Raw genomic sequence first — 14,978 nt, 5'->3', positions numbered from 1 at the left:
GGGACCCCGGCGATTTAGCGGATGGCAAGGCCCTCGGCGTTGAAGATATGGGCCTTGGCCGGATCGAGATAGGCCGGAACAATGGTGCCCAGCTCCACCTGACGCTGGCCTTCGAGCACGATATTGAGCCCCTGACCGTCATTGCTCGTCGCATAGACCACGGTCTGACCCCCGAGGTTTTCGACGAGATCGACCCGCACATCGGCGAATTTCACACCCGAACCCTCGGTGATGGAAATGTGCTCGGGACGAATGCCAAGCATCGTCGCGCCCGCCGACGGGCGCCCCAGCGACAGCGAATTGCCTGCGGTCGTGAGAGCCCCATTGGCTTCGGTCACAGTGAGAAAGTTCATCTTCGGCGAGCCGATAAAGCCGGCGACGAAGAGATTGCGCGGTGTGTTGTAAAGCTCGAGCGGCGCACCGGCCTGCTCGATGACGCCGGCGCGCAGCACCACGATCTTGTCCGCCATGGTCATGGCTTCGACCTGATCGTGGGTCACATAGATCATGGTGTTCCCAAGATCATTGTGCAGCTTGGCGATCTCGACGCGCATGGCGACGCGCAGCTCGGCATCAAGGTTAGACAGCGGCTCGTCAAAAAGGAAGATCTTTGGCTCGCGCACGATCGCCCGGCCAATGGCGACGCGCTGGCGCTGGCCACCGGACAGTTGCTTGGGCTTGCGCTTCAGCAGCGGCTCGATCTTCAGAATTTTCGCCGCGCGCTGCACCCGTACCTCGATCTCGGCCTTGGGCATTTTTGCCGTTTCAAGACCGAAGGCGAGGTTCTGGTAGACCGACATATGCGGATAGAGCGCATAGGACTGGAACACCATGGCGATGCCGCGCTTGGCCGCCGGCACATCATTCATGCGCTGCCCGTCGATCAGCAGATCGCCACCGGTAATCGGCTCGAGCCCCGCGATCATGCGCAAAAGAGTGGATTTCCCGCAGCCCGATGGTCCCACGAAGACGGTGAAATCGCCGGGCTCGATGGTGAGGTCGACCCCATGGATCACCTTGATGTCACCATAGGCCTTTTCAAGTTTTTTCAGCTCGATACTGGTTGCCATGGTCGATCTCCTAGCTTTGCCGGAATGCGGCAGGCACCCAGCTCTGATAGAGCGGGTGATCGGCTCCGAGCGGAAGCGTCACCTCCTGGTGGGTGGTCGATGAATGATAAAATGCGGTCACCAGCTCCAGCGAGCGGCGCGAATCTGCCGAGGTCACCGGCAGCGCCCCATCGCCATTGAGCGCATCATAAAAGCGCGCCATCTGGGTCTGGAAGCGCGACGGCACATGGGTCCAGTTTGCCAGCAGCTTTTCGATTTTTGCCGCGGTCTCGTCATTGCGCGGAAGGATCTTCCACGGCTTGTTGCCCGGATTATAGGGCGCGTGGTCGCTCTCGAAGGTGACGTTCTCGAACGACAGGCGAATGCGGCTGATCTCGTCGGCCGAGCCCAGTGTCGCGGTGAGGCTGGCCAGCGCGCCGCTCTTCATTTCGAGCGAGGCCGAAATCGTGTCTTCCACCTCGATATCATTGACCCGCGTCGCCACACGGCCAAAGACGCGCGAGATATCGCCCATCAGATAGGTAAAGATGTCATGCGGGTGGATGGCGTGGCCCATCAGCACGCCGCCAAGCTCTGTCGCCCATTTGCCGCGCCACGGCACGGAATAATAGGCCGCCTCGCGCCGCCACATTGTCTCCACCGTCCCCACATAGGGCTTTCCGGCAATGCCGGCATCGATGATCGCCTTGGCCTGCTCAATTCCATCGCCAAACCGGTATTGGAACACCGGCATCAGCTTGCCCCTGGAGATCTTCTCCTCGGCCATGACGGCGTCGACATCCTTGAGCGAACCGACCAGCGGCTTTTCGCACACCACATGCTTGCCGGCCTTGAGCGCCGCCATCACCATGGAAAAATGCACGCCCGGCGGGGTGCAGACATCGATCACGTCGATATCGTCCATCGCGAGCAGATCGTCGAAATTGGCCACCCGGCGTTCGATGCCGAATTCTTCGCCGATCTTGTTGAGGCGCTCGGGATTGAGGTCACAAATGGCCACAACCTTGAACTTGTCGGCATTGGGCAGATAGCCCTCGACGATATGGCTGCGCCCGATACCCCCGCCGACCACGGCAACATTATAGATCCGGCTCATTGGCCCCACTCCGTACCCTGCTCGCCCATGGCCTGCGCCGTCAGCGCCATCTTCATGGCATTGTAGCAGCGCTCCTGCGGCATCGCCGTCTCGGTGCGGTTGCGCACGTCGTCGAGGAACTGCCGCCCGAACGGCAGATCGACAGCCGAGCAATCGATATGGCGCGTACCCTCTTTGTCGACGAGGAAGAGGTGGTTCTCGCCCGGCCGCCCGGCGATATCGACATATTTCCGGAGCTCGATAAAACCTTCGGTCCCAAGGATCGTCAGGCGTCCGTCGCCCCAGGTCGGCAAGCCTTCCGGGGTAAACCAGTCGACCCGGACATAGCCGGTGGTGCGCTCGGTGCGCATATGCGCATCGCCCACATCCTGGAGACCCGGCCGGTGCGGATGGTTGCGGTTATAGACATTGGCCGAGAGCACCTCGCCATCCATGGCGTTCGAGAAAAACAGGAACTGCTCGAACTGGTGGCTGGCGATATCGCACAAAATCCCGCCGTAGCGATTGCGGGTGAAGAACCAGTCCGGCCGGTTGTTGAGGCGCAGCGAGTGCGGTCCAAGACCAACAGTATTGACCACTTCGCCAATGGCGCCGGCAGCAATCAGATTGCCTGCCTCCACCGCCGCCCGCACTTCAAAATGCTCCGAATAGAGCACCGAGAAGATGCGGCCGGTTTCCTTTTGAACCCGCTTGATCTCGTCGAGCTGGGCAAAGGTCGTCATGCCCGGCTTGTCGGTGAGCACATCCTTGCCATGGCGCATGGCGCTGAGCGCAATCGCCGCCCGGTCACCCGGAATGGCGGCGGTGACGACGACCTGGATGGTTTCGTCCTCGAGGATGGCAGCCGGATCGCTGACCCGCTTTGCCTCGGGATATTTCGCCCCGAAAGTGGCAGCCAGATCGTCTTCCACCGCATGGAAACCGACAAACTCGGCTCCGGCGCGCTTGAGACAGTCCACCTGCCCGTAGATATGAGCGTGGTTGATGCCGATGGCGGCAAATTTTATCTGCGTCATGGTCTAGCGTTTCATACCGGTGGTGGCGATGCCCTCGATGAGGAACCGCTGGAAGATGAGGAAGAACAGGAAGATCGGCACGATCGAGAGCACGCTCATGGCAAACAGGCCTCCAAAATCGCTTTCGCCGGTCGAGTCCACGAAGGTCCGCAGACCCAGCGTCACCGTGTAGTCCTGCATGCGATTGAGGAAGATGAGCGGGCCGAAGAAATCGTCCCAGGTCCAGATGAAGGTGAAGATGGCCGCCGTCACCAGCACGGGCGTCGACAGTGGCAGCATGATCTTCCAGTAGATGCGCCAGGGTCCGGCGCCATCCATGCGGGCCGCCTCATCCAGCTCGCGCGGTATGCCGCGGAAGAACTGCACCATAAGGAAGATGAAGAAGGCATCGACCGCGAGGAATTTTGGGACCACCAGCGGCAGGATGGTGTTGATCCAGCCAAGATCGCGGAACAGCACATATTGCGGGATGATGGTGACCTGGCTGGGCAGCATCAGCGTCATCAGCATCATGGCGAACCAGAAATTCTTGAACTTGAATTCCATGCGCGCAAAGGCATAGGCCGCCATGGAGCAGGCAAAGAGATTGCCGATAATGCTCAAGATGGCGATGACGAAGGAGTTCATGAAGAACACCGAAAAGCTGACGCGCATGGCGTTCCAGCCTCGGAAATAGGCGTCGAGACTCCAGTCTGCCGTCGGCCAGATGCCGGTGTTGAAGATCTGGTTGTCCGGCTTGAACGACGCCGCCAAAAGCCAGAGCAGCGGATAGAGCATCAGGATCGAGGCGCTGATCAGCACGATATGGGCGAGCACCGAAAAAACGCGCTTGCGCATACGGGCTGCCGGGTCGTTTTCGGACCCCGTCACCACCGTCAGCGTGTGTGCATCAGTCGTCATAGTGCACCCAATATTTGCTGGTGAGGAAAGAGAAGGCGGTGAAGCACGCGATCAGGAACAGGAGGAACCACGCGAGCGCCGAGGCATAGCCCATGCGGAAGAAGCTGAACGCCTCGTTGTAGAGATAGAGCGCGTAGAACAGCGTCGAGTTGATCGGCGAGCCCGTGCCATTCGAGATGATGAAGGCGGGCGTAAAGCTCTGGAACGAGTTGATCGTCTGGATGATCGCGTTGAAGAAAATGACCGGCGTCAGCAGTGGCACGGTGATCTTCCAGAACTGGCGCCACTTGCCGGCGCCATCGAGGGAGGCGGCCTCATACATGTCCTGCGGGATCTGGCGGAGCCCGGCGAGGAAGATGATCATGGGCGAGCCAAACTGCCAGACCGACAGGATGATCAGCGTCCAGAGCGAATAATTCGGGTTGGAAATCCAGCTCGGCCCGATAATGCCGAAATTGGCGAGGAACTGGTTGACGAGGCCGTCACCGGCAAAGATCTGGCGCCACAGGATTGCGATCGCAACCGAAGCGCCAAGCAGGCTCGGTAGATAGAACAGCGCGCGATAGAGCGGCAGCCCCTTCATGCCCCGGTTGAGCAGAATGGCAACGAGGAGCGCGAAGGCCAGCTTCAGCGGCACCGAGAACAACACGAAGGTGAAGGTCACCCGCATCGCCGCCGCAAAATTGCGGTCATTGGTGAACATGCGCTGGTAGTTTTCGAGCCCGACCCAGCGCGCCGGGGTCAATAGGTCGAAATTGGTGAAGCTGAGATAGAAGGACGAGATGATCGGGCCGACCGTGAGGCCGATAAAGCCGATCAGCCAGGGGAGCAGGAAGAGATAGCCGGGGGCGTGGTTTTCCCACGCCCTCGACCAGATCGACCTGCGGGATGCGGCATTATGCACAGCCGCGTCTGCCGCATTGATAGTCATATTCAGACAGCCGCCCGGTTCAGAATAGCAGTTGCTTCTTCGACGAAGAATTTGCCGGCGTCTTCGGCAGAGCGTGCCCCGAAGGCCACTTCCTGGCTGAGAACGCGCAGCAGCGAGGTGTCGATTTCGCCAGCTGCGTTCGGCGGGGAGGCCGGCAGCGGTCCAAGCAGATCGCCGAGATTGGCGACGAAGTTGAGCGCGATCTGATCCTGTTCGCTCAGCGTCGGGGCGACAGCGTCGCGCACCTTGGCCGAGCATGGAATGCCGCGCTCGACGCCAAGCACCTTGCCGGCCTCGGTGTCATTGATGAAGTAGCTGAGGAATTCGGCAGCCGCTTCCTTGTTCTGCGAAGAGCCGGCGATGGACCAGAACTGGCTGGGCTTGCGATAGTGACCGCCACCGACACCGGCCGCGATGCGCGGATAGGAGGTGATGGTGAGGTTGTCCTTGCTCACCGACTGGTGGATCACCAGCTGGTTGGAGTTGGATGGCAGCAGCGCAGCCTTGCTCATCGCGACCATCGAAGTCTCCGGCGCGCCGGTATCGAGGGCATTGTCCTCGGCCGAGACGATGTAGCCGGCATCGCGGAACTCGTTCCACATGGTGAACCACTCGACCATGTCGTCGGCATCCGGCCCCAGCTTGCCTTCCGGCGTGTAGAGGGCCTTGCCGCGCTGGCGGATCCAGTTGTCGAGCATGGGCTCGGCACCGGAGGCATCGGACATGGCCTTCATGCCGCCGCGGATATTGGCAGCCTTGAAGGCTTCGCCCAGTTCACGCAGCGTGTCATAGGTCCAGTCCATGCCCGGAACGGTGAGCCCGGCTTCTTCGAACGCGGTCGAATTGGCGAGCATGGCAACCGAGTTGGCGCCGAGGCTGAGGCCATAGAGCTTGCCACCGACCTTGCCGCCCTCGAGCTGATCCTCGTCGAAATCGCTGAGGTCGAGCACGCCGCCGACATATTCATCGAGCGGGGCAATGGCATTGCGCGAGGCGTATTCAACGATGAAACGATAGTCCATCTGCAGGATGTCGGGGGCGGTGCCGCCGGCGGTCTGCGTCGCCAGCTTGGGCCAGTAATCGTTCCAGCTGAGGAATTCGCCTTCCAGCGGCGTGATGCCCTTGGCGTCGGCATAGGCGTCCGCCACGGCGAGCGTGCGGTCGGCGCGGGCCTGACCGCCCCACCAGATCATGCGCAGGGGATTGCCCTGGGCAAAGGCCGGGCTGAAGCCGGCGGCGCCGGCTGCGATAAGCGCCGAGCTTCCCATGAGGAACTGACGACGTCCGATACGAAATGTCATGTGCTAACCTCCCAAGTTTTGCGTGTCCGGCCATGCCGGCACAGTGTGAGCAAGGCGACCTCCCCGTCGCCAAATCACCAACTGGTTACTAAGAACTTTCAACTGCTTCCATCAGGCAAACTGCCAAGGAACTGATTGCAAATACGTCCGAAAGCACCTGAAATAACCAGCCAGTTACCCTTTACCTTACAGTCCTCGTATCCCGCAATCAAGCTTGTATGGAAGACCGGAAAGGCTGTGTCGGCGATACCGGGTGAGCGGTCATCCTATCGGGTAATGCGTTGATTCCTCTGCTTTCGCGCCACCACGCCTCACCCGCGGCAGCTCCGAAGCTTCTCTCCTGAGGGTGAGAGTGGACGAAAAAAGCCCGTTGGAAAACTATGAAATTACGCCGACACTATAGAGGCAATCTATAGTCGGGAATTCTCGCTCATGGACAAGCTGCTCACCCAGTTCCTCGCCGTCGCCGATATCGGCACCATGAGCGGCGCGGCAATCGCTCTCCGCCTCACCCAGCCGACGCTGACCATCAACATGCGAAAACTCGAGGACAATATCGGCGCCCAGCTGTTCGAGCGCTCCTCGCGCGGCATTACCCTTACCCGCTATGGCGAGACGCTCTACGAGAACGCCCGCCTCATGCAGCGCCTCTACGACAATACGCTTTCCGCCATCGGCGATCAGCTGCGGGGCATGGAGCGCGGCATCACCATCGGCTCGGGCTACTCCTGGTGGAACATGTTCCTGCGCGATCTCGTCGTCCAATATCAGGGCGAATATCCCGGCGCTCCGGTCCAGGTCAGCCTCGGCAATCAACTACGCCTCATGGATCAGATGCTCTCGGGCGACATCTCCATGTTCCTCGCCCACGAAGTGGATGGCCTCAGCTCCACGCTTGGCACCGATTTCGTCCCCCTCAGCCGCGTCTACAACGCCTTCTTCGTGCACGAGGGTCATCCGCTTATCGGCGCCCCGCGGACCCAGGCCGAAATCGACGTCTACCCGCGCATTCTTTTATCGCTCCCCGAGAGCCGCCACGACCGCTTTTTTGACCCCTCCCGCCGGCGCACCCGCGTCGAAACCGTGTTCGACCGCACTCATTTCGCCTTCCGCTCCAATTCCTTGGCTGCCTGCGTCGACTATGCCCTCGCGACCGACGCCGCGCTGCTCCACACCCATGTCATGCGCGACATTTTTGCCCGCCAGGGCCTGGTCGAGGTGATCCAGAAAAACGACCCCCGCGTCTCCATCGCCGGGCTCTATGTGCTCAAGGACCGGCGCGGCGAAGAGCGCATTGAAGACCTTATCGATCGCATCTCTCGCGCCGCCCAGGCGACCCTGCCGCCGCTGCATTAAATCGCACCCCGATTTCATCTCAGGGAACGGGTTTGTCTCGCCACGCGAGAGCTAACATGTTAGTAGCAAGCCATGCAGCAAGCCCTTCAATATTCGACCCAGCCCAAGGCCCCCGCGCCAGATCGTCAAGCCGCCGGTGAGCGCGTTGCCGCTCGCCTCAAAGGCCAGATAGCCGGAGCCATTCATACAGACCCGCTCACGACCTATGCCTGGAGCGGGGATGCCAGTTCCTATCGGCTGATTCCGGCCGTGGTGGTCTTCGTCAATTCCGAGGACGACGTTCGCGCCGTGTTCAAGGCCGCGCGCGCCGAGGGCTTGCCAGTCACCTTCCGGGCCGCCGGCACATCGCTATCGGGCCAAGCCGTCACCGATGGCGTACTCGCCGTTCTGGGCGATGGCTGGCGCAAGCTCGATATCCATCCCGGCGCTGAAAAGATCACGCTCGGGCCCGCGATCATCGTCGCCGAAGCCAACAAGGCGCTGAAGCCGTTTAACAAAAAAATCGGCCCCGACCCGGCCAGCCAGGCGACCTGCAAGATCGGCGGCGTGGTCAACAACAATTCGTCTGGCATGTGCTGCGGCGTCGCGCAAAACACCTATCACACCATGGCGCGGCTGCGGATCGTGCTCACCGACGGCACCATGCTCGACAGCGGCGACCCCGCCAGCTGCGACGCCTTCCGCATCAGCCACGCGACCATGCTCGAGGAGCTGCACCGCCTCCACCACGAGATCATGGCCGACGCCGATCTCGTCGCGCTCATCCGCCACAAATACCGGATCAAGAACACCGTCGGCTATTCGCTCAATGCACTCGTCGACTATCACGACCCGCTCGATATCCTGATCCATTTGATGGTCGGCTCGGAAGGCACGCTCGGCTTTGTGTCCGAGGTCACCTACAACACCGTCCCCGAACATCCGTTCAAGGCGACGGGGCTGATCCCCTTCCCCAATCCGCAGGCTGCGGGCCGCGCCATCATCGAAATGGCCAATGGCGGCGTGCAGGTGACGACGGGCGTCACCGCCGCCGAATATATCGAGCGCCGCGCCCTCGCCACGGTCGAGCATCTCGGCCCCATGGCCCCGCTCCTGCCCTGGCTCACCGAAGATTCCCCGGCCGTTCTCATCGACGTCACCGCACCCGACGCCGAAACGCTGGCGGTCGAAGTCGCCAAGGCCGAAGACCTGCTGCGTCGCCACGGCGCCACCCACATCGATCTCTCGACCGACGAGCATCGCAGCCACGCGCTCTGGGACATCCGCAAGGGCTTCTTCACCTCTGGCGGCGCCGCCCGTCCCAAGGGCACCTCCATGCTCACCGAGGACGTTGCCGCGCCAATCGATCGGCTGGCCGAATTCGTCGTCGACATGCGCAATCTCCTCGACGCGCACGGCTATGAGGACGCTATCATTTTCGGCCATGCCCTCGCCGGAAACCTCCATTTCCAGATGAGCGACAATTTCTCCCAACCCGGCGCGGCGGAGAAGTTTGACGTCTTCAACCAGGAGCTCTCCGAGCTCGTCTCCGTCTGCTATGGCGGCTCGCTCAAGGCCGAGCACGGCACCGGCCGCGCCATCGCGCCCTTCGTCGAGGCCGAATGGGGTTCCAAGGCCTATGGCATCATGCATGCCATCAAGGCCGCCTTCGACCCAGAGCGCCTGCTCAATCCCGGCGTGCTGCTCAATGACGACCCCAAGATTCACGTCAAGAACCTGAAAGTCATGCCGCTGGCCGACGAGCTGGTCGACCTCTGCATCGAATGCGGCTTCTGCGAGCCGGCCTGCCCCAGCCATCACATGACGCTGACCCCGCGTCAGCGCATCGCCGTCACCCGCGAACGGGCTCGTCTCAGGGAGAGCGGCGAGGATCCGGAACGTCTGGCCCGCTTTGAGGCCGATTTCCAATATGCCGGCATGGACACCTGCGCGGCCTGCAATCTCTGCTCGCTGCGCTGCCCGGTCGGCATCGAAACCGGCACCATGATCATGGGCGAACGCGCCCGTCGTCGTGGCAGCACCGGCCAGTCGGTCGCCCGCTTCACCGCCGACCACACCGGTACCATCGAGAGCTTCATGCGAGGTGGCGTAGCGCTGGCGGATGCGGCCCGCACCATCATTCCCGCACCCGCTGTGGAAGCCATCACCGAGACGGCCCGCCGCCTCACCAACAAGGCCATCCCCCGCGTTTCGCGCACCCTGCACCACGGCCCCGGCGTGCCAAAAGTCCGCGACAACCGTCAGGACCCGCGCACCACCGGCTTCCCGGTCCCCATCGCCCAGACCGGCCGCGAGCAGATCGTCTATTTCCCGGCCTGTCCGAGCCGCATGTTCGGCGCGCCGAAAACCGAGCACAATCTGCTCGATACGCCCAATGCTATGGTGGCCCTGCTCGAACGGGCCGGCTACGACGTTATCATCCCGGAAAATCTCAACGGCCAGTGCTGCGGCCAGCCGTTCCAGTCCAAGGGATTTCCGGAACAGGCCGCTGAAGTCGGCGGTGCGCTGGCCAAGAACCTCTCGGCTGCGTCAGATGCAGGCCGCCTGCCCGTCGTCACCGACGCCTCGACCTGCGCCAAGCATCTCAAGGACGTTCCGGGCGACGCCACCGTCACCGACTCGGCCCAGTTCTTGGTCACCCATGTGCTGCCGAAACTGACGCTGACGCAAAAGCTGCCGGTCGTTGCCGTGCACCACAATTGCTCGGCCCAGCGCCTCTTCGAACAGCCGGCCACGGAAACCCTGGCCCGCGCCTGCGCCGAAGAGATCGCAGTGCTCTCCTCGATCACCTGCTGCGGCTATGCCGGCGACAAGGGGCTCTTCATCCCCGAACTCAACGCCCACGCCACCCGCCGCGTCGGCAAGGATGTCCCGGCTAATTGCCAGCTCGGCGTCTCGACCGTCTCAACCTGTGCCTCCGGCCTCAGCGAACACGCCGGCATCCCCTTCGTCGGCCTCGCCAGCCTCCTCGAATGGGCCAGCCGCCCCTGATCGGGATGCCGTGACCGCCACCCCCACCTAACCTCCCCCTTCCCAGGGGGAGGGACGCATCGAGTCAGCGGCCACTTCTGCGCAAAATCCCACCCCGCACACTGAACTCCTCCTCCTCCTACCAGGGGGAGGCCGGGTGGGGGTCTACTTGCCCGCCCCATCCCCAGTCCCGTCCCTTCCATCGTCATTGCCCGGTTCATCCGGGCAATCCATCTCCACGCCCGATCACAACTTCAAAAACACTCATAAGATATATCTTGAAACCCCTCCTGCCCATCCCAATCTCCTGATCACGGAAACAAAACCTATCAGGAGATACAATCATGTCTTCCTACTGGCGCAATGGCGAACCCAATTGGCGGCGCTTTGAGCAGATGGCCCGCAAGGGCTGGGGACGCGTTCAGAACATCGACGATGAGATCGGCAATCTCGGCGGCAATTTTCGCATTGGCCGCATGCTGGCCTCGGGCGATGTGCGGCTCGTTGCTCTCTTCCTCATCGATCAGCAGCCCCGCCACGGCTACGATTTGATCAAGGCCGTCGAAGAGCGGTCCGGCGGCGTCTATTCGCCCAGCCCCGGCATCGTCTATCCGGCCCTCACCTATCTCGAGGAGGCCGGCTACGTCACCTCTTCCGCCGAGGGTAACAAGAAGCTCTATACGATCACCGATGAGGGCCGCACGCATCTGGCGGAAAACCGCGAGGCCATTGCCGCAACGCTCGATTTCCTCGCCCGCACCGGCGAACAGTTCAACCGGTTCCGCGAGTTCGTGCGAGCTGATTGGCCCTTCGGCGGTCAGTCCGAGGACGACAATACCCGTCCCGAGCCCCCGCGTGCCCATGGCGGCGAGCATGGCAATCCCTTCGAGCACGACCGCCCGATGAAGGATGCCATTCCGGAGCTTGATGCCGCTCGCAAGGCGCTCAAGGCCGCGCTCAAGAAGGCCCGCCACGGCGCCGAGGAACAGCAGGCCCGCGCCGCTGAAATCCTCCGCCGCGCCGCCGCCGATCTCGACGCCCTAGCCGAAGACGACATCGACCTCTAGCCGACCCAAAGCCCCGCCCCGTCGCAATTTGCGACGGGGTTTGCATAATATTAACCACGTTGGCGCATCGTATTCGCTCAAAGAGGCGGCGATGCAGACCAACACTCAAAAGCGCATGGGCACTATGGCGGGCCTCGGGCCCTATGTGAGGGCGGTCGGACCACGCCTGCCGCGCATTGCTGCCGTCACCATCCTCGTCATGGGCCTCGCCTTTGTCGGCGTGCATTTCCAGCCGGCCCGGTATCAGGCCAGCCTCGACCTGCCCTTTGCTGCGGAAATTCCCGCCGATCAGCAGATCGCCGATCTCCTTGATCCGGTCCGCCTTGCCGACATCGTCGCGCGCCTGCCCCAGTCGGTCGTGCAGGAATTGCGCGCCACCGATGAACTGCTCGACAGCATCACCCTTCTCCGTCGCACGCTGACCATTGCCCCGACGGCCGATGGCGAGAACCTCCGCGTTGTGGCCATTGCCCGCACGGAAGCCAATGCCCGCGCCATCGGTGCCGCCATTGCCGCAAGCCATGCGCTCGACCAGACCATCATTGCCGCGCCGCCTGTCGCCGTCAGCCAGGCCAGTGCCGCCCCGGCACCGGCAGTCGCGCCGCGAAGCCCCCTCGGCGATGCCGATCTCGGCGTGCTGCAGCAGCGCATGACCCTCGCCTGGGAAAACCGCGTGACCCTCGAGGAAAAGGCCAAGCGCATAGACACCCTGGTCGCCAGCGGCGATTTCGCCGCCCTGGCCCTTCATGCCGATGGTCTGCCCGGCCTCTCCCGCCGCCTCGACGATCTGCTTACGCTGCAGGCCGAGGAGAAGCGGCTGGCCCTCACGCTCCTGCCCAATCATCCCAATATGCGCGCCGTCTCCGAGCAGATCGCTCTCGCCAATGCCGAGATCGGCGATCAGGCCCGCCAGCTCGCCGAGCTCATGCGCGCCGACAGCGAAGCCGCCAGAAAGCTCGAAGCGACACTGCGCGGCGAATATGAAGCCCAGCTGGCGAGCCGCACCGCCGCCATCGAAGACACTATTCTCACCGGTTCGGTCGAAAGCGATACCGGCCCACGCGTCAGCGCCATGCCACGTCCCATCGGCACGTCGCTGGCCCTCGGCCTTGCCGGCGGCGCGGCTCTCTTCGGCCAGCTCGGGCTCATCGCCCTGCAGCAGCCGCGCGAGCCAAAGCCACCGCGCCCTGCCCGCACGCCCCGCGCCCGACGCGAAAAGAAAAGCGCTGAGCCCGTAGCTTCTCCCGCCGCCGACCTGCCCGAAGCCGCGCCGCCGCTCATGGCTGCGCCTGAAGTCGCTCCGGCTCCTGTGCCCGCCCCGCAGGCGGAAGCCCCGATTGCGCGCCCGGCAGAACTCCCGCCCACCGCGCCCCAGCCTCTGGCCGCCATTGCGCCCGAACCTATCCGGGCCCTGCCCATCAGCGATCACAACTGGTTCGCCGGCAGTCTCGACGAGCCGCAGATCCCTATCGCCGCCAACTGGATCGGCACGCCTGCCGCCGAAGCACCCCGCGCCGCCACCGCTGCACCGGCTCCCGAGCCGGGCAACGACGAAGCCGGGCTCAGCGATGCCCGCATCGTCGCCATCCGCTCGCGCGGTACGCCGGGCGATACCCGCGCAAAAGCCCGCGAACTGCTCGACATGTTCGCCGATGAGGGCAAGCGCGTCGTGCTCATCGATGCCGCCAGCCGCCGCCGTGGCAATGCGCCCGGGATCAGCGATCTCTCCATGGGCATGGCTGGCTTTGCCGACATCATCCACGGCACCGGCGCTGAAGTGGCAGCCCTCATTCCCTGGGGCCGTCAGGACACGCTCTATCCCTCCGCCCAAAAGGTGCGCACCCTGCTGCTCGCCCTTGTCGAGCTCTACGATGTGGTTGTCATCACCCTCGATGCCGAGGCCGGTGGCTCATCCCATCTCGCCGCCATGGCCGATGTGACGCTGACCGCCACACCGACCGCACAGGCCCCGCGCCGCAAGCAGCGCGTCGCCCATTGGCAGTAGAGCCCGTTTAGGCTCGCTCTTCCCAGACCTTGGCCAGTTCGACGATCGTCGCCGCGGCCTTTTCCATGTCCTGCCGGCTCACCCATTCGAGCGGAGAGTGGAAGGCATGGCCGCCAGCGAAGATATTGGCGCAGGGCAGGCCCATATAGGACAGGCGCGACCCATCCGTGCCGCCGCGAATGGATCCCTTGATCGGCTCCATCCCGGCCCGGCGCACCGCTTCCACCGCGTTCTCGACAATCTCAGGGTTCTTATCGAGCACCTGCTTCATATTGCGGTACTGCTCTTTGACCGAAACGGCAAAGCTCGAGCGCGGATAGTTTGCCAGTACCTCGCCGGCGATCTTCTCGACCATCTGGCGCTTCTCAACCAGCCCATCATCGACAAAGTCGCGCACAATCATGCTGACCACGGCGCGCTCCATCGAGCCGGAAATCCCGGTCGGATGCACAAACCCGTCGCGCCCATCCGTGCCTTCCGGCGACACATCGCGCGGCAGCCGCGCCACGATCTCGCTGGCGATTTTTATCGCGTTTTCCATCCGGTCTTTGGCAAAGCCCGGATGCATCGCCGCGCCATTGACCACCAGCTCCAGCCCGTCTGCCGAAAACGTCTCGTCCTCGATCGTGCCGGCCGTCTCCCCGTCCATCGTGTAGGCAAAGCGTGCCCCGAGCCGGGCCAGATCCACCTTGTCGACGCCGCGCCCGATTTCCTCATCCGGGGTGAAGAGGATTTTTATGTCGCCGTGCTTGATCGCAGGATTGTCGATCAGCATCTTGGCCGCCGTCATGATCTCGGCAATGCCCGCCTTGTCATCGGCACCCAGCAGCGTCGTGCCATCCGACGTGATGATGTCATTGCCGATCTGGTTGGCCAGCTCGCCATGTTCGGACACGCGGATCACCCGGCTTGTGTCCCCCGGCAGGGTAATGTCCCCGCCCTGATAGTTCTGCCAGATCTGCGGCTTTACATCCTTGCCCGAAAAGTCCGGCGAGGTGTCCATGTGCGAGCAGAAGCAGATGACCGGGACATCCTTGTCGTTGTTGGATGGTATGGTGGCATAGATATAGCCATTGTCATCCATCGCCGCGTCAGAGAGCCCGATCTCGAGCAGTTCCTTGACCAGCAGATGGCCCAGATTCTTCTGCTTTTCCGTGGAGGGCTGGGTCGGCGAGTCGCCATCGGACTGGGTGTCGATCACCACATAGCGCAGGAAACGGTCAAGAACAGTGTCGGTCATGGTCCAATCCGGATAGGAGACAATAT

11 protein-coding genes are annotated in these 14,978 nt (G+C 62.7%); 4 read left to right on the top strand and 7 right to left on the bottom strand.

Annotated elements, in window-relative coordinates; translation table 11 throughout:
* Positions 1 to 14: 14 nt before the first annotated feature.
* Genes ugpC through NYQ88_RS01905 form a run of 6 tightly spaced genes read right to left on the bottom strand, consistent with a single transcriptional unit; the run spans position 15 to position 6,314 of the window.
* Entirely contained in the window at positions 15 to 1,070 is a 1,056-nt protein-coding gene (gene ugpC / locus NYQ88_RS01930; RefSeq protein ID WP_275653307.1) for a sn-glycerol-3-phosphate ABC transporter ATP-binding protein UgpC, read from the bottom strand.
* Between the two features lie 10 nt (positions 1,071 to 1,080).
* The gene (locus NYQ88_RS01925; protein ID WP_275653306.1) at positions 1,081 to 2,166 is read right to left on the bottom strand and encodes a Gfo/Idh/MocA family oxidoreductase; all 1,086 of its coding nucleotides are present in this window, start codon (positions 2,164 to 2,166) and stop codon (positions 1,081 to 1,083) included.
* Positions 2,163 to 3,182, bottom strand: coding sequence for a Gfo/Idh/MocA family oxidoreductase (locus NYQ88_RS01920; RefSeq protein ID WP_275653305.1), 1,020 nt, complete (start codon positions 3,180 to 3,182; stop codon positions 2,163 to 2,165). Before NYQ88_RS01920 ends, NYQ88_RS01925 begins: the two co-directional genes overlap by 4 nt.
* A 3-nt stretch (positions 3,183 to 3,185) precedes the next feature.
* Positions 3,186 to 4,019, bottom strand: coding sequence for a carbohydrate ABC transporter permease (locus tag NYQ88_RS01915; RefSeq protein WP_275654987.1), 834 nt, complete (start codon positions 4,017 to 4,019; stop codon positions 3,186 to 3,188).
* Between the two features lie 52 nt (positions 4,020 to 4,071).
* A complete protein-coding gene (locus NYQ88_RS01910) occupies positions 4,072 to 5,013 on the bottom strand; it encodes a sugar ABC transporter permease (RefSeq protein WP_275653304.1) in 942 nt (313 codons plus the stop codon).
* A gap of 2 nt (positions 5,014 to 5,015) precedes the next feature.
* Positions 5,016 to 6,314: an ABC transporter substrate-binding protein gene (locus tag NYQ88_RS01905; protein WP_275653303.1), complete on the bottom strand. Its 1,299-nt coding sequence runs from the start codon at positions 6,312 to 6,314 to the stop codon at positions 5,016 to 5,018.
* A gap of 432 nt (positions 6,315 to 6,746) precedes the next feature.
* On the opposite strand from NYQ88_RS01905, the gene NYQ88_RS01900 reads away from it, so the two are divergent.
* The 4 genes from NYQ88_RS01900 to NYQ88_RS01885 all read left to right on the top strand — a co-directional run bounded on the left by NYQ88_RS01900 (position 6,747) and on the right by NYQ88_RS01885 (position 13,712).
* The gene (locus NYQ88_RS01900; RefSeq protein ID WP_275653302.1) at positions 6,747 to 7,670 is read left to right on the top strand and encodes a LysR family transcriptional regulator; all 924 of its coding nucleotides are present in this window, start codon (positions 6,747 to 6,749) and stop codon (positions 7,668 to 7,670) included.
* 72 nt (positions 7,671 to 7,742) lie between these two features.
* Positions 7,743 to 10,661, top strand: a complete 2,919-nt coding sequence (locus tag NYQ88_RS01895) for an FAD-binding and (Fe-S)-binding domain-containing protein (RefSeq protein ID WP_275653301.1) — start codon at positions 7,743 to 7,745, stop codon at positions 10,659 to 10,661.
* Between the two features lie 323 nt (positions 10,662 to 10,984).
* Entirely contained in the window at positions 10,985 to 11,707 is a 723-nt protein-coding gene (locus NYQ88_RS01890) for a PadR family transcriptional regulator (RefSeq protein WP_275653300.1), read from the top strand.
* A gap of 91 nt (positions 11,708 to 11,798) precedes the next feature.
* The gene (locus NYQ88_RS01885) at positions 11,799 to 13,712 is read left to right on the top strand and encodes a hypothetical protein (protein WP_275653299.1); all 1,914 of its coding nucleotides are present in this window, start codon (positions 11,799 to 11,801) and stop codon (positions 13,710 to 13,712) included.
* Positions 13,713 to 13,719: 7 nt separating this feature from the next.
* Here the strand turns inward: NYQ88_RS01885 and pepT are convergent, their stop codons facing one another.
* Complete coding sequence (pepT, locus tag NYQ88_RS01880) at positions 13,720 to 14,952, bottom strand: peptidase T (RefSeq protein WP_275653298.1); 1,233 nt, start codon at positions 14,950 to 14,952, stop codon at positions 13,720 to 13,722.
* Between the last annotated feature and the right edge of the window lie 26 nt (positions 14,953 to 14,978).

It is taken from the genome of Devosia sp. SD17-2, from assembly GCF_029201565.1.
Classification (GTDB): Bacteria; Pseudomonadota; Alphaproteobacteria; order Rhizobiales; family Devosiaceae; genus Devosia.
Note: the sequence above shows the minus strand (reverse complement) of the source record. Positions and strands in the feature narration are given on the sequence as shown.